Source organism: Sulfurimonas aquatica, from assembly GCF_017357825.1.
In the GTDB taxonomy this organism is placed as follows: domain Bacteria; phylum Campylobacterota; class Campylobacteria; order Campylobacterales; family Sulfurimonadaceae; genus Sulfurimonas; species Sulfurimonas aquatica.
The window spans coordinates 2,298,143-2,318,948 of sequence record NZ_CP046072.1; the positions used below are offsets into that span (position 1 = coordinate 2,298,143).

The window sequence follows — 20,806 nt, forward strand, 5'->3', positions numbered from 1 at the left end:
CCTTTATTTAAATTCTCTAGATATAGCCAAGCTGCCTAAAGTAATTGTTGCTGTAGATGCACCAGTTGAAACTTCCACTTCAACATATGCTCTTCCTTGATCATTTAAGGATGGGCAGTTATGTATTCCGTCATCCATTGAATCATTGATATTATGAATAATCAAGTCTGTCCCTGTAGCTTCAATTGTATAAGCAAAATTAGAGTTTCTAAAAGTTCCTATTGGTGTATCTTTTAAGTCAACTTTTATTCTGTAAACAGCATGATTTAAACCTACAGGAAGATTTAATATATCTGCAACTAAGCCTGTTCCACGAAGTGAATGCTTTATTGCCTCACCTATTTTAACTGTTTGACCTATACTATTTTGAGCACCTACTAAGTTTGCAGATAACATGATATCTTTAGCAGCAAGATAATAATCATAAGTGATGTCGATTTCAGCTAATCCATTTGAATCAAATGCAGGAACTGGAGTTGTTGCAGTAGCTACCCACTCTTGACCAAACTTACAAATATCTTGTCTAAAGTTATTACCTATAGCAAAACCAAGGTTTAGAGTTGTATTTCCATCATATTGATCTTTTAAAACTCTCTCAAAGTTATTTACTGTATCAAGAGATGTTATATCCCATTTACCAGAAGCATTATAAGTATAATTATTATCGTTATTAGCAAAAGTCATTAAAAAGTCATCATTTATAGATCCATTTTCTGTCACTGTTGAAAAATCACTAAAAACTGTTGCTGTTGCTTTTGCACCTGTTCCTGTATCTCCGACTTTTGGTGTTAGTGTTAGTGCCCCATTACTATATCCTGAACCACCATTAATAATTTCAATATTTGATACAGGGTACTTAATATTAGCTATAGCAACCGCTTCACTTCCATCGCCCTCATTGCTAAGGATAATTGATGCACTTCTATATCCACTGCCAACACTATTAACGGTAATGCCTGAAATACCATAACCTATCTGTGCTGATGCAATAGCATTTACTGTAGGAGAGCCACCTAAAACGGTAAGAGCATCATCATTATATCCACTGCCACCATTTCTCAATTGTACTTCTTTAATACTAAAGCCTATTGTAGCTGTTAATGTAGCATTCAAATTTCCCTTAGTTAATGTGTCTATTGATGCACTTGTATATCCACTACCAGCATCTAAAACAACTAATTCTGTTATTTCACCAGCACCACCAATTGCTTTTACTTTTACAGAAGCACCTGATCCGTCACCATCAACTGGTAATACATCACCAACTGCATATCCACTACCGGCTACATCGATACTTATTGACTTGAGTGATCCAGTGTTTTCTAATATTGCAACAGCATCAAAACCGGATCCAGCACCTGCATTTGTAACTGTTATGCTAGGCACTGATGTATAACCTTGTCCTGGGTTGTCAAGGTTTATTATCGGCAAGCTAGTAGTACTTGATATTTTTTTTGTAAAAAATGTACCCGTTGAAGACAGCGTTGCAGTACCGCTAAAACCACTACCTGAACCGGTTACAGTTACTGTCGGTGGTGAGACATACTCTTTACCATTACTAAGCATTGTTATATCACTTATCCCTCCATAATTAGATAAATATGCCCGAGCAGTAAATCCAGAACCACCTCCAGGTACAGTCACTGCTACATCTGGAGCTTTTGCATAACTCTGCCCATTATTTGTTACATCTGCTTTCATTATAGTTCCTGCTACTACTTTCAGTTTATCATCAATTGTATCTATAATACCGCCATTAGTATGATACATATAATTTAAAGGACCTGAAGTATCTCTAGCATATCCAGCTATTAACGAGACAGAAAGGCCTGGATTACTGTTTACTCTATTTGAATATTTATCTGTAATTGCGACTACCATTTTTTCAACAAATTTTGCATGTAAAGCATCATTTGAAGTTGAAACATAACTAATGCTCATAGCAGTTGGAGGGCCAGAAACTATAATGACATTAAATACTTCAGTAAGATTAGCATCTTCATTATTAACACCTTTAAATTTTGCAAATACTTTAATTGGTACTACTCCAGAAATAGTATTACTTATGATACTTAAACTTGCACTATTTTTTGTTAGAGTTTGTACTTCCGCGGCAGGATTACTAGAATTAGAATCATCAATATCAGCGAGTGCAGTATTTAATACACTAACCACCATTGACGTAATATTTGAATCATTGAGTAAATTACCATCTTTGTCTTTTACATAAAATGTAATTAGTTTTGTACTCTGTAAATCCATAGTTATATTACCGTCAGTGTAACTACTTGTAAGTGCATAATCAGTTAAAATTATTTGATTTGGCTCTGGTTTAATAGTCACTATAAATTCTTTTGCATCTTCAGGTGCACCAGAATCATGATAAAATCCAAATTTAATATTTGACTTATTTATATCTAAATTTTTTGGAGCCGTATAAATAAAACTTGCTTTCCCCTTACTATCTAAAAAAATTTCAGAGCTAATAAAACTTCCTATATCCCTTCCCTTTGTTACATCAGGAGGGTATACTATTTTAACACTACCTGTTGTAAATGGGTTATTGTTTGAATCTCTCACATCGACATCTATATTAAATGTTTCACTGTTGAGTGTTACTTCTTTAGTGTTTTGATTCAATATAACTGTTGCAATAGTTGGAGTATAAGAAATTGTTAGGCTTTTAGAAATGACACTTGCATTCCCTTTGTATGAGAATGAGAAAACCAAGTCAGTGATATTTTCCAGAGTTTGAGGGCCTTCAAATGTAAAAGAAGCTACTCCACTACTTATAGCTGCCTCATTTTCTAAAAATCGGCCACCATTAGCATTTTGGTTAATTATTTCTGTTGGATAAGTTACGATTATTGTACCAGTATCTAAACTTTGATTATTTTCATCAAATGCTAAAACCTGCACTGTAACTATTTCTGAGTTTTTAGTTAGTGTAATAGTAGCATCCATAAGTCTTATTACAGGCACCTCTGGATTATAAGTAACATTCCAGTTTACGGCAGTTGCAATACCTGCTGCATCACTAAATTCAAATGTACCGGTAGTTAATTTTCCACTTGTTCCCAAAACACTTTCTGGACCAGAATATGTAAACTTAGCTTGTCCATTTACTACAGGAACACTTAATGATGTAAATGAACCTAAATCTGTTCCGCTACTTATCTCATTTGGAAACTTAACATTAATAGTTCCCTCAGTAACAAAACCACCATTTGAATCGATAGCATTAATAACCACTGTGTGTACTTGCTTATCCTGCGAAATTGTTGTATTCACCTCATTAATAGCCAATCTAGCAATTGATGGAAGCTGAGGAGTATATTTAACTGTCATTGATGTGCTTACTGTCTGATTCTCTTTATATTTAAATGTAAATACTTGGTCCGAAATCTGAGCTAATGGATTTGGTCCTACAAAGCTAAATATTGCTTTACCATTTACGATACTCGCTTCATTTTGAGTAAATGTTCCACCTGAAACACTACCATTTGTTATTGCCGCTGGATACGCTATCAAGATTGTTCCACTCTCAAATGCCTGATTTGTTACACTGTCAAAAGCTAATATTGTCACTGTTTTAGCTTCTGAGTTTGTCGTTAAAGCTATAGTTGGACTTTCTGCTCTAATCACTGGAAGATTAGGCACAAAATTAACTGTTAAGGGTGCGGTTATTCCAGGGTTAGCTTTATCATACAAAGTAAAAACTGTTGTAGCTAAAGTTTTTGATGTGTTGAGTAAGTTCAATGGTCCATTATATGTAAAAGACACTCGTCCGTCTACTATACTTGGGCTTGAAGGATTGAAATAACCTACATCAATACCAGTGTCACCATATTTAATTCCAACACTCAAGTCAATGTCTGTCGTACTCTGATTTGTAGATGCAAATAAAGTTAAAGATTTTGTTGTCCCAGATTGACTTATGTTAATTGTAGATTCTGAAAGAGTTAATTTTTGCAAGACAGCTTCACCAATAGATATTGAACTACCTGGAGTATAGTTAACATGTAAACTTGTACTAACAGTTCCATTTATTGTACTAAAGAAAGTATAATCAGAAAATTTATCCCCTGCGTCCACTCTTCCTTGAAGATCTGTTGGTGCAGTATAAGTAAACTTAGCTATTCCATCTACAATAGTTGCAGTATTTGGGGAGAATTGACCCGCATCTGTTTTTTGTGGATATTGAACAGTGATTGAGCCTTCTGTATTTAAAGTGCCACTCGAGTCAAAAGCCCTAATATATATTGCAACTTCCTGACCACTACTGGAAACATTTATGTCGTTTGAAAATACAAACTGTAATGTAACTGGATTTTTTGTAGAGTTCACATCAATAGAAGGCAAAGTATTGTTTATGTTTAAAGCTGTCACATTATTTTCCAGAATATCACTATTATTCCCCTGACAACCACTCAACATTAATGAAAAAGAGAGCATTAGACTCAATAAAATTATTCTAAATATACCCATAAATATCCTTACTACATACATAATTTTTTACTATTATATCTTGTGGCATATAAAGTTAGCTTTAAATAAAATTATTTAAGACTTTTGGCACAGATATAGGCACTTGAAAATGCCCATTGGAAGTTGTAACCTCCAAGTTCTCCGGTAACATCGGCAACTTCACCTATAAAATAAAGCCCTTTTATACTTTTTGACTCTAAAGTTTCTTTATTTAACTCTAAAAGACTCACTCCACCACGACTTACTTCTGCTTTTGTAAAACCAAAGTTTCCAGCTGGGGAGAAGCTGTAACTATGTAATAGCTTCAACTTAACAGTATCTTCTTTAGTGAGTTTTTTACACTCTTTATCGTCAACATCTACTGCCTTTAGAAGTGCTTTTGAGAGTCTTTTTGGAAGATTTATTACAGAACTTACAAGTTTTTTACTTCCTGTGACTAACTCTATTATATTCTTATCTGGCAAAAAATCTATACTTAGTTCACCCTTTTTCCAGTATAGCGAAGCAGATAAAACAGCAGGTCCACTTATACCTTTATGCGCAAAGAGCATCTCTTCACGTAAAACCTTATCATCTACCTTTATATGCACATAACAACTTAGTCCACTTAGTTCTCTCATCCAAAACTGCTCTTTTTGGACAGTTAAACCAACAAGCGCGGGAGTAAACTCTTTTGTTTGGATATTAAAACTTTTAGCAATCTCGAGTCCTATTTCACTAGCCCCAAGAGTTCTAAAGCTCTTCCCACCTGTCGCTACGACAACGTTTTTTGCTTTATATATCTCTTTATTAGTTTTTATTTGAAATATCTCTTCATCTTTAGCAACTGAGATAATTTCATTGTTTAGAATGATTTCACTGTTTTTAGACTCTTTTTTTAGGACTTCTATTATATCATCAGAACTATGTTGACAAAAATAGTAACGCCCTTTTCTAAGTTCCAACTCCACCCTATTTCTATCTAAAAACTTAAGCAAGTCATCTTTTGAGAACCTCTTAAGTGCATAAGAGACATACTCACTATCACCATCAAAATTATCTACCGATAGACTTTGGTTAGTGATATTGCACTTTCCCCCACCAGAAATTTTCAACTTTTTTGCCACTCTATCATTTACATCCAAAATTGCAACAGATTTTTTCTTACTTAAATTGGCTGCGCACATAAGGCCACTTGCCCCAGCGCCAAGTATCATCACATCATATATTTTCATGCTTTAATTATACTATGATAAATTAGGTATAATACGAAAAATATTTATAAAGAAGAAATATGAGCAATAAACTCCACATAGTCTCTCTTGGATGTACTAAAAACCTTGTCGACACAGAAGTAATGATGGGAAAACTTCAAAACTTTGAACTCACAGACAATAATGAAGACGCCGATGTTATTATCGTAAATACTTGTGGTTTTATAGACGCGGCAAAAGAGGAATCAATAAATACCGTTCTTTCTCTTCATGATGCAAGAAAAGAGGACTCTTTGCTAGTTATGGCCGGTTGTTTAAGCGAACGCTACCAAGATGACTTAATGGAGCAGATTCCAGAGGTGGATATCTTTACCGGCGTTGGTGACTATGACAAAATAGATGAACTTTTAGTTGAGAAAAAGAGTCGTTTTTCAGATCAAGTCTATCTTATAGACGGAGCTGAACGAGTTGTAACAGGTTCAACTTATCATGCATATATCAAGCTTTCAGAAGGGTGTAATCAAAAGTGTAGTTTTTGTGCTATACCCTCTTTTAAAGGTAAGTTAAACTCACGTAACCTAGACTCTATTGCTAGTGAAGTTGAAGGACTTGTAAAAAAAGGATATTATGATTTTTCTTTTGTATCCCAGGACTCAAGCTCTTACCTTCGTGATCAAAATATCAAAGATGGGCTTTCACTTCTTATTCAGAGAATAGAACTTATTGAGGGTGTAAAATCTGCTAGAATTCTCTACCTTTATCCATCAACAACAAGTATGGCACTTCTGAAAAACATAGCAAAAAGTGAAATCTTCCACAACTACTTTGATATGCCTATCCAGCATATTAATGATGATATGTTACGTTTAATGAAACGCGGATTTGGTAAAGATAAAACAGTTGAACTACTTAACTTTATGAGAAGTCTTCCGAACTCTTTTGTTCGTACAAGCTTTATAGTTGGTCATCCCAATGAAACGCAGGAGATGTTTGATGAAATGTGCGAGTTTGCAAAAACTTTCGGATTTGACCGCGTAAATGTATTTTCATACTCCGATGAAGAAACTACGTCAGCTTATGATTTGAGCGATAAAATATCTGATGAAGTAAAAGCAGAACGCGCGCAGATCTTAGGAGATATTGTTTCAGAGCTAACTCGTGAGTCTTTGAGAGCGGACATAGGCAAAGAGTTTGATATTGTCATAGATAGTGAGAGTGATGAGCATGAGTATCTACTAAGCGCGAGAAAGCTTATATGGGCTCCTGAGATAGATGGTGAAATTTATGTAAACGATAGAACTAAAGATGAAGATTTAGAGTTTACAAAAATATACAAGGCTAAAATCACTGAGTTAGTGGGTAATATATTAACCGCTACTGTAGATAATGCTTGAGAATAGTTCACTCAAACTTCTAAAAGAGTCCAAAAACCTCCTTGCCTTCTCGGCAGGAGTAGACTCAACCGCCTTACTCTTTTTACTCCTAGAAAATAATATAAAATTTGACATTGCAATTGTAAACTATGGAGTGCGCTTACAAAGTGAAGATGAAGTAGCTTATGCTCAAAAGCTTGCAAGTAAATATAATTTTAAATGCCATCTACTTAAAGCGAAGAAGATAGACTCTAACTTTGAAGCAAAAGCCAGAAACCTGCGTTATGACTTTTTTGAAGAACTTATTAAAAAACATAATTATCAAAACCTATTAACAGCACATCATCTAGGTGATAGATTTGAGTGGATGCTTATGCAGTTTTGCAAAGGTGCTGGCTGTGTAGAAATATCAGGTATGAAAAAACTTGATAAACGCCAAAACTATAATCTTCTCAGACCTCTTCTTCATTTAGATAAGCAAGAATTACTCAAATACTTAGAAGATAATCAATTAAAATATTTTTTGGATGAGAGTAATTTAGATGAGAGCTACAAACGCAATGAGTTTAGACATAATTACTCCACTCCTCTTCTACATAAATATCTTAGTGGGATTAAAAAAAGCTTTGAGTATATAGATGAGGACGTCAAGAGTTTAGTAAAAGACATAAAGATAAAGAGTATTAACGATTTTAATTATTTCAAATCAAGTGGCTCCAAACGCAGTGACATTCTTGCCATAGATAGGTATTTGAAATCAAAACTACACCTTACTACTGCTAGTGAAAAAGAGCTATTGAAAAAAGACAAAACTGTGATTATTAGTAGGAGATTTGTAGTAAATCAAGAGCATGGTTATGTTTTTATCGCTCCCTACATAAAAGCAAAAGAACTCTCAAAAGAACTCAAAGAGAAGTTACGTTTACTTTGTATAGAGCCTAAATTACGAGGCTACTTAGCAACAGATTCTGAGGCGGTAGTGTTATTATCATCTTTAGAGTTAGAGTAAACTTTCATTGTAAATGAAGACTTTATCATCTCGCCATCACGCTTAAAATCTATAGGAAAATCAACTCCCATAATCCAATCACTTTTATTTATAGAATCTAAAAAATTATAAAAAGTTGCTGGCGAGCTTATTAAAGATGTTGTGTTTACTTCATAAACAGTGAACTCTTCTTCTTTAGCTACAGGATTAATTGGTGAGATACTTAAAGAGGAAAAATAGTTCTTATTCTGTTTCTCAAATCTTTGGGGATTAAATACAGTATCAAACGCTGTAATAATTTGCCTATTTTCACTTCGAAGATTTTTAAGGACATCTAAAGTTTCATCATGAAAATACTCATACTCTCTCAAGTCTATAGAAACTTTTTTAAGGTCTACTCTATTTATTCTATACTCTTTACCTGATGGAACCAACACAGCAAAAGAGAAGATAAGAACAAATACAAATAGTAAAGTAGAAAGTACTAAAAGATATATGTGTGGACGAGAAATACTACTCTTCATAATCTTGCTCCTTATCATACTTAACTTCATCTTCATTCATATAATTCGTAGACATAAAACGAATCCATCCATTCTCTGCAGGATAAAAACTACTATATGTTTTATGAAAAATCGAACGCAAGGGTGCTTGAAGCATAAAGTTATATACATCTTTATTTGGTGTAATACCATAGAGAATAAGGCCATTTTTAAGTAGTTGTGCCTCACTTAATGTAATTCTTAAAGGAACTAAGTCAAAAAGATTGCTTATTGAATCTTTTAAAACTGTATTTTGAGTATAAATTCTCTCAGCCACAATTTTCTGTTTTTCAATATATGCTATATCTACTTTCATCTTATCAAGTGAGACTTCTAATGCCTCTCTCTGCAAGAGTATATTCTTTTTATTTTCATTAAACGAATAGTTCTTATAAAGTAAAAAAGCATATGTTGAAAAGAGCATAATGAGTGTAATAGTAAAAAAAGTAAGTAACAGTTGTACATCTTGAGTTAATGCACTCTTTTTTCTAGGATTAATATAGCTAAATTTCATATACTTAGCTCCATTTTAACAAGCTCAAGCATCTCGCTATTCATATCTAATCGTCTTATGTATACATTTAAAAACATATCTTCTTCAAGGTATTTTTTTAAGTCAGAACTAACGCCAATCGAATCTGCTATATAGACATTCTCTATAAACTCACTATTATATTTGTTGTCAGAGTAGTAATTTCCTAAAGCATTTTTAATCAGAGAGAACCTTTCATAATCTTCATTTGAAATACTTTCCTCTTCATCTTCTGAATCGTTTTCTTCTTCACCGGCTTCATAAAACTCTTCTTCCAAATCTTTATGTTCAGAAAAATCTTCGATCTCCTCCAAAGAGTCCAAGTCTTCAATATCTCCAAAGGCTTCAAGGTCATCTAAATCATCATCAACATCAATATCTTCAAGGTCAATCCCCTCTTCTTCAAAGAATTCTAGTTCATTTTCACCTTCATTTTCATCTTGAGAGAGTAAAATTTCGTCATCTTCTAAATCACTTAAGTCTAAATACTCAGCAAAAAGCAACTCATCATGCTTATATACTTAGAGATATAGATCCATCTTCAACAAGTAAGTACATAGCGATATGTGAAGATATTTTATCTTTAAAAAAATTATTCAAAATAACAAATGGAGAAAAAACAAAATCTAAACCAATTTTTTTAAACTTTTTTTCTAGTGTATAAAGTTCGCTTTTATGTGTATAGAATGTCCATTTATCATTAAAGGATTTTGACTCACAGGCATCTATATCATAGTAATAATAAGAGAGACGATTTTTTTCACATGTAGGTATAGAACCTTGTTCTTTTGAAGAGTCTATGATAGAAATGTAATAATAGGGTGTCTCTTTAGTGAACTTAGATATAAACTCTAGCATTTCTGAAGTAATATCAGTTTCTTCATAACTATTTTGCGAACTATTTTTTACAGTTCCATTAGAAAACTCTTCTATATATATCTCAGTATTAGTTCTAGAAACAATAATGTTGACAAATACTTTAATGTATAAAGCTTCAAAGAGTTTTGTTAACACTACTCATCCACCCCGCAAAGTGGATGTGCTTTGTTATAATTTTGCTGTTTCAATGCACTACCTAGTTTAGTATATATTTGTGTTGTAGCCATAGAAGAGTGCCCCAACAATTCACCAACATCTACTATGGGAGCTCCACCATTTAAAAGCGAAGTTGCATAAGAGTGACGTAGCTGATGTGGTGTCACTTTAAGTGAGACATTTCTAAAGACTTTAGTTACGATATATCTTAGACTATTTTCGCTTAATTTTTCGCTATTTTTCTCAAAAAGGAATTTTTTTGCACTTATAGTTGTCAAATACTCATCGATTAACAATTTTGTTGAGTTCATAAGAGGAATGTCACGTTGTTTATTACCTTTTCCTATAACTCGTATCCACTCATCTCCTATATCTTCAAGTTTCAGTGATGAGAGTTCAGATATACGTAGTCCCGCTGTATAGAGTATCGTGACAATTAATCTCTCTTGTAGTTTTGCATTTTGTAATGCCTCTAAAATATGTTCATGTGAAACTGGTTTTGGCAGAGTTTTTGCCACCTTTACACTGTCATTTGAATTTAGAACTATATTTAAACCATTATCACCTAAAAAAGAGACAAAACTTCTTATTGCACTTAGTTTTTTACTAATTGTTTTGGAATTTAAACCCGAAATATGAATCCTATATGGCATAAGATTAAATATAACAACATCCTTATCTTCAATTATCTCAATGAAGTTTAAGCCCTCTTTTATCGATTCATCATAACTTTTTATAGTAAGTTCAGAGTAACCGCGATGCTGCTCAATATATTCTAAGAACTCAACTCTTTTTTTATTTAGTAACTTTTTCAAGGAGCTTCTCAAAATCATCATGATATTTAGCGGCATCTTCTACTAAGGTCTTATTAGTAATAATACTTGGAGCTAGTTTAACGTAGGAGTCTATCACAACTTCACTCATCATTTTTATCCTTGCTCTATCTGCTTTAGAGATTGTATCTTTAGCAGCGATAATATTTATCTGAATCAAATACTCTTTTGCTTGATTTATATAATCAACATACAAGAGTGATGTTTTTGATTGTGCCATTATAGTTGAGGCCATACGGTTATAAACATCCTTACTAAAGGCTTCATTTGCTAATTTATATGCCTCTTTATAATCACCAATTTCATAATAATACTTTGCTTGCATCGACTTTTCATAGGAAGGATTGATTAGAAAGTAGATTCCCATATTTACTATCAATAGAAGTGCGAGTATAGGAAATAAATATTTATTTTTCATTTTTGAGTAGCCCCTCTTGTATCAACTGTTTCGCTTCGTCTAGTTCCATCTCTGAGACATCAATCATATCACTAATATAGTAGGAAATCAAGCCAAATGGTTTAGGAATAACAAACTTATCCCATGAATTAAGTTGCCAATATGAAGATGCCTTTATTTCTACAAGTACAATTTTAACACCAGCTTTTTGAGCCATCACGACTATGCCATCCGCCACTTCATGGCGAGGCCCTTTTGGCCCATCTGGCGTTATACCTAAGTCATACCCATTTTTCAGCTCTTTTATGCCTCTAATCAAAGCGCGTGCACCATTTCTAGTACTAGAGCCCCTAATGCTCCCAAAACCAAAATGACTTAATGTTTTTGCTATGAGTGAACCATCGAAATGATCAGAAATGATAATTTTTACATTTGGATTTTTTTTATATTTTTTGTAAGCATAAGGTATCATCAGAAGTTCACCATGCCAGCATGCCATTATGAAATTTTCTTCAGGTAAACTCTCAGGTGCTACAAACTCTTTCTTATTGGTTAAATATAAAAGGCGGATAAATAAAGAGCCTATAAATGGAATCAAAATAAGGCCTAAAAAGCGAGAAGCTCTTTTAAGCAAGAATCTCGCCTGTTAAGATAGTTCTACCAATTTGCGTAATTTTCACATTTTCAAACGTACCAAGTAGCTCTTCAGAACCTTTGACTTTTATCACAATGTTGTTATCGCTTCTACCTGAAACATATCCATCACGTATAAGTGCCTCAAAATAAACTCTATAAGTCTTGCCAATAAGCTTGGCGTTTATCTCATCGTGAATCTCATTATTTAGCGTTTGTAAATAACTAAGTCTATCCGATGCCACTTCACTATCGACTTCTTTAAAGTGTTCAGCCTCAGTTTCAGGACGAGGAGAGTATTTAAAAGAAAATATCTGATCAAATTTCACCTGTTTCATAACATCGATAGTATCAGCAAAATCTTCATCACTTTCACCAGGAAACGCGACAATTATATCTGTACTTATTGAAACTTCGGGACACTCGGTACGAAGTTTTTCAACGCGATTTAAAAACCACTCTTTTGTATATCCGCGTTTCATATCTTTTAGCACTTTAGTTGAGCCACTTTGCAGAGGCATATGCATTGATTTGCATATTTTAGGATTATGTGCAAACTCTTCTATAAACTCATCGTCCATATGAAATGGGTGAGGAGAAGTAAATCTAATGCGTTCTAGTCCCTCTATCTTTGAAAGTCTTCTTAGAAGTTCTGTAAAGTTTACCTTCTCTTGATCACCAGAAAATCGTCTTCCGTAGTTATTTACGTTTTGTCCAAGAAGAAAAATCTCCTTAGCGCCACCCTCAACTACTTTTTTAGCTTCTTGTATGATTAACGTATCTGGAATGGAAATCTCTTCACCACGTGTTTTTGGAACTATACAAAAAGTACACTTTTTATCACAACCAATAGAGATATTTATATATGCTTTGTATGGAGACGTTCTGTAGTCATCAAAGGCAAATTCACTTTCATCGTAGTTAATATCGACTTCAACCGCTTTATCTTTGTGTAAAACTTCGGTGATTCTAGAAACGTTTCTTGCTCCTAAAACAAAGTTAACGTAAGGAGCGCGTTTGATTATCTCTTCTCCAAGATGAGAAGCAGTACAACCACAAACGCCAATTTTGGCAGTGGGTTTTTTCTTTTTATTAAAGCCACCAAGCTCACTAAAGAGTTTATGGACTGGGCGTTCTCTAACTGAACACGTATTTATTAAAATTAGATCGGCATCTTGAAAGTCTTCAGTTGTTTCATATCCCTCTTTTTCACGAAGCTGAGCAATCATATGCTCAGAATCGCGAGAGTTCATTGCACAACCTAATGTTTCAATAAATAACTTTTTGCTCATAATCTCTCTTTAGCTCATTATATGAACTTGGTACATATAATCATTATCTGATAGACCAAATTTTACTTCACTCATATAAAAACTTTTTCCCATTGCTTCAAAATGATCTTGAAGAGATAGTAAATCTTTATGTGAGTTATCTCTATCAAAATAGAAGATTACACTATCGTCTTTAGCCACTGTAGCTTCTATTTTAGCTAAATCAACTTTTTTTGCTTTTTCATCTATCTCTGTTCTTGCAAACTTTAAATCCATAATAATTCCTTGAGTCTATATATTGCAGACATTATATTCAAAAAGTCATAAATATTTGGTTAAAGCTGTTTTAATGACTTATTTGGTATAATTCCCTACTTCATAAGAAATCCCCCCAAAGCAGTTACTATTGTCAATTAAATTTTGGGAAGAACTTTACTCCTTTTTAGGCTAAGCAAAGTAGGAATTTCTTTATTAAATGAAATAAATTAAGGAAAAAATATGGAAAAAATTCTAGATATTGCCGAAGCTATTGCACATGAAAAAGGACTCTCACCTGAAAAAGTGCTAGAGTCGCTAAAGACGGCGTTTGTTCAAACTGCCAAAAGAGTTATCGATAGAAACTTTGCGTTTGAAGCTCAAATTGATGATGCGGCAAAAAGCATAAAAATAGTTCAAACAATTACCGTTGTAGCCGATGATGATGCAAGACTAGAAGATGAAGAGCTCGCTCCTGCTTTCATCCCTATAAGCGAAGCTAGAGAGTATGATGACCAAGTAGAACTTGATGATCAGCTCCAAGTAGATCATGACTTAGAAGAGTATGGTAGAACTGGGGCTTCACAACTTCACCGTGAAATAGAATATCACATCCAAAGACTTGTAGAAGATGAGATGTACAATAGATATACATCTAAAGTTGGAACACTAGTAAGTGGTCGCGTTACTCGCGTTGATTCAAATAATGCAACATATATAGAAGTAGATGAAGTCCGTGCTGTGCTTCCAATGAAAAGTCGTATAAAAGGCGAGTTCTTTGATGTTGGAGATCACATTAAAGCGGTTGTGCGTCGCGTTACAATGGATAAAGAAAACGGTATACAGATAGAACTTTCTCGTACGTCTCCTAAGTTTTTAGAAGAGCTTTTAGCTCTTGAAGTACCTGAAATCTCTGATGGAACTGTAATCATTGAAAAAGCAGCTCGCATACCAGGTGAACGTGCTAAAATTGCCATCTTAAGTACTCACCCTCAAGTTGATGCGGTTGGTGCTACTGTTGGTGTTAAAGGTGTGCGTATTAATGCAGTTAGTGATGAGTTAATAGGTGAAAATATTGACTGTATTGAATATACTAGCATACCAGAACTTTTTGTATCACGTACAATGAGTCCGGCTATCATCTCTCATGTAGAGATAGTTAAAAATGATGAGGGTGAAAATGTTAAAGCAATAATTACTCTTCCGGCTGACCAAAAGAGTAAAGCGATTGGTAAAAGTGGTATAAATATCCGTTTAGCTTCTATGCTAACAGGTATGCAAATTGAACTTCTTGAGTCAGACACTACAACTACTGAAGATGGTGAGATAGTAGAGCAGAAAGATAGTGTTGACGCACTTGAGGCACTGTTTAATTAATTACTTCATTACAATAAGCAAAGCTCATTGTAATGGCAGGGACTAAACTCCCTACAACCTCCTAAAGCTACAAAAAACTAAATTTTTTGAGATTCTCAATATAAAAACTACCCTCTTTTCATATATGGATTTAATCTTAGTAAGATTAAATCCGCGATCATATTTCCTAGAAGTGTTAAAAATGACGTTATCATTAAAGTACCCATAATTATAGGATAATCTCTACTTAGCGCTGACATAAAAAAGAGCTGTCCCATCCCCTCAATCCCAAAAATAGACTCCAAAATAACACTCCCTCCAATGAGGCCTGGTAAAGAGAGTCCTAAAAGCGTAACAATAGGTGGAAAAAGATTTGGCATAATATAGCGATATAAGAGCTCATTTTTACTCAAACCTCGAGAAAGTGCAAAATAGTAATAATCACTCTTTAATATCTCTAATGTTAATGAGCGTACATAGACTATCATACTACCGATACCAACAAATATCATAACACCAATAGGCAAAGTCAAATGCCAAGCCATATCTAAAATATTTGATAATCCTGTTTTTTCTTCTACTGAATGTAGCCCAGCAATAGGAAACCAAGCAAGTTTAATGGAGAAAAATATAATAAACAAAAGTGCTAAATAAAAAGATGGCATAGAAAAAGAGACCAAAGAGACTTGTCGTATAAAATAGTCAGTTTTTTTCTCGTATGAAAGAGCTGCTTTTACACCTAAGTATAATGAAACAGCAAATACTGATACTAAAGCTACAATATTCATAAAAAGTGTAACAGGGAGTCTCTTTAGTATCTCTTCACTCACATCTTGACCACTAACAAAAGATATGCCAAAGTTAAGAGTAGCTATATTTTTTATCCAATCTACATATTGTAATGTAAGTGATTTATCAAGACCATATACAGCCTTCAGTTTACTAATTGCTTCTTTAGTCATATTTGGATTTAGCTCTCCTGCTCCAAAAAAAGAGTTGGGTGCTGAGTGAATTGCTAAAAATGATATAAGAGATATGAGCAGTAACATAAAGAGAATATATAATAATTTTTTGATAAATATATGCATAATGGATTATATCACAAATAAAATAGTGTTAAAAAAGTAGTTGAAGAGGAGAGAGTCTTAAAAGAGGCCACTCTTCAAAAGAAGAGTGACTATTTGAGTTTAATAGACTCTAGTAGTTAAGAGTTAAATAAACTTGTACTGTGTTAAAAGCATTAGTATTATTAATGTTTTTATTATCAGTACGGATATAAACTAATGATGTATCAAGAGCACCGTAAGATCTACTTGCAGATAAAGTGATTTCATTTACATCTTTATTTGCAGCTTTATCACCAGCAGTAATATCAGTATAGTAAAGACCTAAATCAGCAATATCTTGTAGAGCATACTCAACTGTAACATTCATAGCAGTCATGTCAGCAGCACCAACATAACCATAGTTCCACCATGCTTCAGTATATAGTTTAGACTGAGCTCCAACATTAGCACCAGTTGCAACATTTCCAATATTTAAGAAACCAGTTTCAGCAGTTTGAGAGTATGCAACAGAAGCTGTAAGTCCCATATCTGCATCAGAGTAACCTAATTTTGCTGCAAAAGCATTTGAATCAGCTTGACCAGCAAGTTGTCCTTCAGTCAACATAGTTGAATACTGTGCACCAACCATAATGCCATCCATGTTAAAGTCACCTTGTAACCAGAATGCTTGAGCCATATCTGTTACGTCATAAAACCATGCTTGCAGAGCAAGATCTTCAACAGAGTTATTAATAACACCTGCTGCATATGCACCTTTTACACCAAATGTAGCATAGCTATCATCTTTTGCATCAGTAGGAACATTTACAACAGTACCATCACTAGCACCATTACCATTACCAATGTATGCACCAACTAAAGTTGTATTTTTAATATCTTGATTAACTAATACAGCAGCATCAAAAGTATTTTGAGCTATTGTCCAAGTTTCAGAAAACGCAAGAGGAGTGTCTAAAGCTTGACGACCAATCTTAGCAGTAGTCTTACCCATAGTTGTAGCCATCCATGCTTCAGAAACCCACCAATCAGTTGAAGTATCAGGTGTTGCAGCAGCATCAGACCAAACAGCTCCAACAAGATTGTTCTCTAAACCTAAAGTAGTTAAAGCAGTTGTTGAAACACCAGCAGATACACTCTCAGTTAAGTCAGTTGTAATTGCTAAATCGATAGCAGCTTGTCCTCTTGAACTAGCTTGATCCGTTAACTCGTTAGTTAATGTATCAGAAGTATCATAAAATAACTTAGCATCACCACTTATCTTCGTGTTATCTATTGCAAATGCACTTGACCCTACTAGTAACGCAGCCACTAAACTCATTTTTGTATATTTCATATATTCTCCTTATATTGTTACAAATTTCGACATTAGTATAGCATAATACATTCTTTTCTTTTGCTTAAACACTTAACTATTAGTTAATTATCCGATATAATTCACTTATGAAACAATTAATTAATAGATATAACTCAATCTTCTTGCTTTTATTATTGGGAGGATGTGCTAGTAATACTAAGGTCTCGCCTTCAAATAACAGTGCATTAAACAGTGTTAGTCCTATAGTAAAAAAAGAGAAAGCTGGATTTATACAAAAGACATTAGATGAGTTTGTAGAAGATGAGTGGACTCCAACTGTTAGTAAAGATGAGAAGATACAAAAAAAGTATATGAGCCAGTCTAAAAAAGCGAGTGACGAAGAAGTTATATATATAGAAAAAGAAGATAAAAACTTCACACTTCAGGAAATAGTAGACAAGTCAGAAGCATATTTTAGAGCTAAGCCAGCTGATCATAATAACTCACATGTCAAAAAATTAAACAATATGCCAGTAATTGGAAAAGTATCTAAATAAAAAAAGTTGAGACTCTAAGAGAGTTCCTCAGCAAACTCTATCATTTTACAAAAGTCTTCCGCACATAGCGCGGCACTTCCGACTAAAACTCCATCAACATTTTCAATGCTTAAAACTTCTTTAGCGTTAGCTACTTTAACACTACCTCCATAAAGAAGCGGTGCGGATGATTTATCTTTTAACTCTTTATGAATATCTTTTATATCGTCAAGTGTTGGTGTAAGCCCAGTACCTATAGCCCAAACCGGTTCATATGCAATAATGAGGTTTTCATACTGAGTATCGATACCCTCATACTGGGTGGAGATATACTCCATCATTACATCTTTTCCAGCTTCACGTTTTTCAAGAGGTTCACCCACACAGTAAACTATTTTGAAACCAAGCTCTTTAAAATAGTTAAACTTTTTAACAAGCTCTTCTTGAGTTTCACCTAAAATATGTCTGCGTTCACTATGCCCTATCAAAATAGTTTTGATATCAAACTCGTTTAAATGCGTAAGACCTATCTCCCCTGTAAACGCACCGTTATCAGTTGGATAAGCATTCTGAGCACCCACCACTACAGAAGATTTATAAGTGTCAAGTGATGACATAGCGGGAAATACTAAAACCTCTTGAGAAGAGTTACAAGAAGTGATGTAAGCATCAACTTCATTAATATACTTTTTTGTTTCTTTTCTTGTAAGGTTTGTTTTTAAATTTGCCGCTATTATCATCTTTATTTCTCCGTTATTATTAGTGGTGCTACACCTGGAAGAATTTTCCCTTCTAGAAGTTCTAAAGAAGCTCCACCACCAGTAGAGATAAAACTCATCTCTTCATCAAGTCCAATACGTTGCACCAAGTCAGCTGTGTCACCACCACCAACTACGGTAGTAGCAAAACTATCTGCAACAAAATGAGCTATCTTCGATGACCCACGAGCAAATTTTTCCATCTCATAGACACCCATTGGGCCATTCCATAAAACTGTTTGAACATCATTAAGACCTTCACGATAGAGTCTCACAGTTGCTGGACCTATATCCAGACCCATCCACTCACTTGGAATCTCTTGTGCTGTTACTATCTTACTTACAGCATCAGCAGAAAATTTCTCAGCAGCTATTACATCAACTGGAAGATAAAACTTTACACCAAGTTTTTTTGCCTCATCCATTATATGCTGAGCATCCGCTAAAAGGTCATCTTCTACTAAAGATGCTCCTATGTCATAGCCCATCTGTTTAAGAAATGTAAATGCCATTCCTCCACCTATAAATACTTTGTCCACTTTTGGTAAAAGATTAATCAAAGCTTCTAACTTACCTGAAACCTTACTCCCACCAACTATTGCCGCGAAAGGACGTACGGGATCGTTTATAAGTTTACCAAAGAAGTTAATCTCGCGTTCAAGTAAAAATCCTGCAGCCATGCTAGTTTCTGTAAAGTATTTTGTAATGCCCTCAACTGAAGCATGTGCGCGGTGAGAAACGCCAAATGCATCATTTATATAAATATCCGCCATAGAAGCGAGTTTTTTACTTAAATCACTATCATTTTCTGTCTCCCCTGGTTCAAAACGAAGATTTTCTAAAAGTAAAATATCGCAACACTTTAGAGCTTCAACTTGAGCAAATGCGTCTTCACCAACTACGTCTTTAGCCAAAATGACTTTTCTTTTTAAAATATTGCTCAGTCTTTTAGCTACTGGTGCAAGAGAGTACTTCTCATTTACTTCACCCTTTGGACGACCTAAATGAGAAGCTAATATGATAGAGCAATCCTGATCTAAACAGTAGTTAATAGTTGCTAGAGCCCCTTTTATTCTTCTATCATCTGAAATATTTCCAAACTCATCCATTGGTACGTTAAAGTCACATCTGATGAATACTTTTTTATGGTCTAAATCTAATTTTTTAATATTTAATAGTTCCATTATGATTCCTATTTACTAATATGAATTGCCATATCGATTAAGCGCATAGAGTAGCCCCACTCATTGTCATACCAAGCCATGATTTTCACCATATCTCCACCGATAACTTGCGTTAAATCTTCAGCAACAATAGAGCTGTACTCACTACCTACGAAATCTTGAGAGACTCTCATCTCTTTATCCATTAGTAAAAGACCTTTAAGTCTATTATCTGCCGCTTCATTAAATACAGCTGTAACTTCTTCTCTTGTAGTGCCGCGTTTTACAACAACATTTAAATCAACCATAGAAACATCTGGCGTTGGAACACGAACAGACTGACCATGTAATTTACCTTCAAGCTGTGGCATTACTAGAGAGATAGCTTTTGCCGCACCAGTAGTTGTAGGTATCATATTTATAGCACCTGCACGAGCACGACGTTTATCTTTTGAGTGTTTTACATCTAAGATATTTTGATCATTTGTGTATGAGTGAATAGTCGTCATAAGACCTTTCTCAATTCCAAAAGCATCATCTAAGACACGAGCGACAGGACCCAGACAGTTTGTAGTACAAGAAGCGTTTGAAACTATCTTCTGTCCATCATACTTCTCTTCATTTACTCCTGTAACAAATGTAGGAGTCTCTTTATCTTTTGCTGGAGCAGAAAAAAGAACTTTTTCAACACCATTGTCGATGTGGACTTGTGCAGACTCTTGAGTTAAAAATACACCAGTACACTCTAGAACCATATCTGCACCACAATCAGCAAATTTAAGATTTTTAGGATCGCGATCTGAGAAAACTCTAATAACTTGAGAGTCTATTTTAATGTTATGCTCATCAATCTGCTCAACTTCACTTTTAAATGTTCCATGAACTGAGTCATTTCTTAAAAGATAAAGCATCATATCCATACTTGCCATATCATTAATAGCTACAATCTCCACATCATTCCTAGTAGCGGCAATTCGAGCGACACAACGTCCAATCCTACCAAATCCATTAATTGCTATTTTTAATGCCATTATATATCCTATATAAATTTTAATTGGCTTATTTTATCCAAACTTAGCTATAATTCGCTTT

The 20,806-nt window shown here is 34.2% G+C and carries 20 protein-coding genes; 4 read left to right on the forward strand and 16 right to left on the reverse strand.

What is annotated here, in order from left to right; all coding sequences use genetic code 11:
- Positions 1-3 precede the first annotated feature (3 nt).
- Positions 4-4,488, reverse strand: coding sequence for a beta strand repeat-containing protein (locus GJV85_RS11065; RefSeq protein ID WP_207561436.1), 4,485 nt, complete (start codon positions 4,486-4,488; stop codon positions 4-6).
- 71 nt (positions 4,489-4,559) lie between these two features.
- On the reverse strand, positions 4,560-5,702 hold the full coding sequence (locus GJV85_RS11070; protein ID WP_207561437.1) for a BaiN/RdsA family NAD(P)/FAD-dependent oxidoreductase: 1,143 nt from the start codon (positions 5,700-5,702) through the stop codon (positions 4,560-4,562).
- A 59-nt stretch (positions 5,703-5,761) separates the two neighbouring features.
- Here GJV85_RS11070 and rimO point away from each other — a divergent pair, with 59 nt between their 5' ends.
- Both rimO and tilS read left to right on the forward strand, forming a co-directional pair.
- Positions 5,762-7,075 carry a 30S ribosomal protein S12 methylthiotransferase RimO gene (gene rimO / locus GJV85_RS11075; protein ID WP_207561438.1) on the forward strand — a complete coding sequence of 438 codons (1,314 nt, stop codon included), beginning with the start codon at positions 5,762-5,764 and terminating at the stop codon, positions 7,073-7,075.
- Entirely contained in the window at positions 7,068-8,063 is a 996-nt protein-coding gene (gene tilS, locus GJV85_RS11080) for a tRNA lysidine(34) synthetase TilS (protein WP_207561439.1), read from the forward strand. Before rimO ends, tilS begins: the two co-directional genes overlap by 8 nt.
- On the opposite strand, the gene GJV85_RS11085 is transcribed toward tilS, so the two are convergent.
- The 9 genes from GJV85_RS11085 to GJV85_RS11125 are packed head-to-tail and all read right to left on the reverse strand — an operon-like array spanning position 8,006 to position 13,561.
- A complete protein-coding gene (locus GJV85_RS11085) occupies positions 8,006-8,566 on the reverse strand; it encodes a hypothetical protein (RefSeq protein WP_207561440.1) in 561 nt (186 codons plus the stop codon). The two genes, tilS and GJV85_RS11085, sit on opposite strands and share 58 nt — an antisense overlap.
- Positions 8,556-9,098 (reverse strand): hypothetical protein, encoded by a 543-nt coding sequence (locus GJV85_RS11090; RefSeq protein WP_207561441.1) that lies wholly within the window; start codon positions 9,096-9,098, stop codon positions 8,556-8,558. The genes GJV85_RS11085 and GJV85_RS11090 overlap by 11 nt, the downstream gene beginning before the upstream one ends.
- Entirely contained in the window at positions 9,095-9,619 is a 525-nt protein-coding gene (locus GJV85_RS11095) for a hypothetical protein (RefSeq protein ID WP_207561442.1), read from the reverse strand. The genes GJV85_RS11090 and GJV85_RS11095 overlap by 4 nt, the downstream gene beginning before the upstream one ends.
- 10 nt (positions 9,620-9,629) lie before the next feature.
- Complete coding sequence (locus GJV85_RS11100; RefSeq protein WP_207561443.1) at positions 9,630-10,130, reverse strand: hypothetical protein; 501 nt, start codon at positions 10,128-10,130, stop codon at positions 9,630-9,632.
- Positions 10,130-10,966, reverse strand: coding sequence for a tyrosine-type recombinase/integrase (locus GJV85_RS11105; RefSeq protein WP_207561444.1), 837 nt, complete (start codon positions 10,964-10,966; stop codon positions 10,130-10,132). The genes GJV85_RS11100 and GJV85_RS11105 overlap by 1 nt, the downstream gene beginning before the upstream one ends.
- A complete protein-coding gene (locus tag GJV85_RS11110; RefSeq protein WP_207561445.1) occupies positions 10,947-11,402 on the reverse strand; it encodes a hypothetical protein in 456 nt (151 codons plus the stop codon). Before GJV85_RS11110 ends, GJV85_RS11105 begins: the two co-directional genes overlap by 20 nt.
- Positions 11,392-12,015 carry a lysophospholipid acyltransferase family protein gene (locus tag GJV85_RS11115; protein WP_207561446.1) on the reverse strand — a complete coding sequence of 208 codons (624 nt, stop codon included), beginning with the start codon at positions 12,013-12,015 and terminating at the stop codon, positions 11,392-11,394. Before GJV85_RS11115 ends, GJV85_RS11110 begins: the two co-directional genes overlap by 11 nt.
- The gene (miaB, locus tag GJV85_RS11120; protein ID WP_242689877.1) at positions 12,008-13,309 is read right to left on the reverse strand and encodes a tRNA (N6-isopentenyl adenosine(37)-C2)-methylthiotransferase MiaB; all 1,302 of its coding nucleotides are present in this window, start codon (positions 13,307-13,309) and stop codon (positions 12,008-12,010) included. Before miaB ends, GJV85_RS11115 begins: the two co-directional genes overlap by 8 nt.
- A 6-nt stretch (positions 13,310-13,315) precedes the next feature.
- Positions 13,316-13,561, reverse strand: a complete 246-nt coding sequence (locus GJV85_RS11125; RefSeq protein ID WP_207561448.1) for an HP0268 family nuclease — start codon at positions 13,559-13,561, stop codon at positions 13,316-13,318.
- Positions 13,562-13,783: 222 nt separating this feature from the next.
- On the opposite strand from GJV85_RS11125, the gene nusA reads away from it, so the two are divergent.
- Entirely contained in the window at positions 13,784-14,917 is a 1,134-nt protein-coding gene (gene nusA / locus GJV85_RS11130) for a transcription termination factor NusA (RefSeq protein WP_207561449.1), read from the forward strand.
- A gap of 107 nt (positions 14,918-15,024) precedes the next feature.
- On the opposite strand, the gene GJV85_RS11135 is transcribed toward nusA, so the two are convergent.
- Both GJV85_RS11135 and GJV85_RS11140 read right to left on the reverse strand, forming a co-directional pair.
- Entirely contained in the window at positions 15,025-15,984 is a 960-nt protein-coding gene (locus tag GJV85_RS11135; RefSeq protein ID WP_207561450.1) for an ABC transporter permease, read from the reverse strand.
- 109 nt (positions 15,985-16,093) lie between these two features.
- Positions 16,094-17,296 carry an OprD family porin gene (locus GJV85_RS11140; protein WP_207561451.1) on the reverse strand — a complete coding sequence of 401 codons (1,203 nt, stop codon included), beginning with the start codon at positions 17,294-17,296 and terminating at the stop codon, positions 16,094-16,096.
- Positions 17,297-17,403: 107 nt separating this feature from the next.
- On the opposite strand from GJV85_RS11140, the gene GJV85_RS11145 reads away from it, so the two are divergent.
- Positions 17,404-17,814 carry a hypothetical protein gene (locus GJV85_RS11145; protein ID WP_207561452.1) on the forward strand — a complete coding sequence of 137 codons (411 nt, stop codon included), beginning with the start codon at positions 17,404-17,406 and terminating at the stop codon, positions 17,812-17,814.
- A gap of 14 nt (positions 17,815-17,828) precedes the next feature.
- Here the strand turns inward: GJV85_RS11145 and GJV85_RS11150 are convergent, their stop codons facing one another.
- The 3 genes from GJV85_RS11150 to gap are packed head-to-tail and all read right to left on the reverse strand — an operon-like array spanning position 17,829 to position 20,745.
- Positions 17,829-18,533, reverse strand: coding sequence for a triose-phosphate isomerase (locus tag GJV85_RS11150; RefSeq protein WP_207561453.1), 705 nt, complete (start codon positions 18,531-18,533; stop codon positions 17,829-17,831).
- Positions 18,534-18,535: 2 nt separating this feature from the next.
- Positions 18,536-19,735 carry a phosphoglycerate kinase gene (locus GJV85_RS11155; RefSeq protein WP_207561454.1) on the reverse strand — a complete coding sequence of 400 codons (1,200 nt, stop codon included), beginning with the start codon at positions 19,733-19,735 and terminating at the stop codon, positions 18,536-18,538.
- Between the two features lie 8 nt (positions 19,736-19,743).
- Positions 19,744-20,745, reverse strand: a complete 1,002-nt coding sequence (gene gap / locus GJV85_RS11160) for a type I glyceraldehyde-3-phosphate dehydrogenase (RefSeq protein ID WP_207561455.1) — start codon at positions 20,743-20,745, stop codon at positions 19,744-19,746.
- Positions 20,746-20,806 lie beyond the last annotated feature (61 nt).

Excerpts from the sequence above, each read along its gene's own strand:
- nusA (WP_207561449.1), top strand. The coding sequence starts at position 13,784 with ATGGAAAAAATTCTAGATATTGCCGAAGCTATTGCACATGAAAAAGGA.
- GJV85_RS11145 (WP_207561452.1), top strand. The coding sequence starts at position 17,404 with ATGAAACAATTAATTAATAGATATAACTCAATCTTCTTGCTTTTATTA.
- GJV85_RS11090 (WP_207561441.1), bottom strand. The coding sequence starts at position 9,098 with ATGAAATTTAGCTATATTAATCCTAGAAAAAAGAGTGCATTAACTCAA.
- GJV85_RS11070 (WP_207561437.1), bottom strand. The coding sequence starts at position 5,702 with ATGAAAATATATGATGTGATGATACTTGGCGCTGGGGCAAGTGGCCTT.
- GJV85_RS11085 (WP_207561440.1), bottom strand. The coding sequence starts at position 8,566 with ATGAAGAGTAGTATTTCTCGTCCACACATATATCTTTTAGTACTTTCT.
- GJV85_RS11135 (WP_207561450.1), bottom strand. The coding sequence starts at position 15,984 with ATGCATATATTTATCAAAAAATTATTATATATTCTCTTTATGTTACTG.
- GJV85_RS11065 (WP_207561436.1), bottom strand. The coding sequence starts at position 4,488 with ATGGGTATATTTAGAATAATTTTATTGAGTCTAATGCTCTCTTTTTCA.
- gap (WP_207561455.1), bottom strand. The coding sequence starts at position 20,745 with ATGGCATTAAAAATAGCAATTAATGGATTTGGTAGGATTGGACGTTGT.
- GJV85_RS11150 (WP_207561453.1), bottom strand. The coding sequence starts at position 18,533 with ATGATAATAGCGGCAAATTTAAAAACAAACCTTACAAGAAAAGAAACA.
- rimO (WP_207561438.1), top strand. The coding sequence starts at position 5,762 with ATGAGCAATAAACTCCACATAGTCTCTCTTGGATGTACTAAAAACCTT.
- GJV85_RS11155 (WP_207561454.1), bottom strand. The coding sequence starts at position 19,735 with ATGGAACTATTAAATATTAAAAAATTAGATTTAGACCATAAAAAAGTA.
- tilS (WP_207561439.1), top strand. The coding sequence starts at position 7,068 with ATGCTTGAGAATAGTTCACTCAAACTTCTAAAAGAGTCCAAAAACCTC.
- GJV85_RS11110 (WP_207561445.1), bottom strand. The coding sequence starts at position 11,402 with ATGAAAAATAAATATTTATTTCCTATACTCGCACTTCTATTGATAGTA.
- GJV85_RS11140 (WP_207561451.1), bottom strand. The coding sequence starts at position 17,296 with ATGAAATATACAAAAATGAGTTTAGTGGCTGCGTTACTAGTAGGGTCA.
- GJV85_RS11125 (WP_207561448.1), bottom strand. The coding sequence starts at position 13,561 with ATGGATTTAAAGTTTGCAAGAACAGAGATAGATGAAAAAGCAAAAAAA.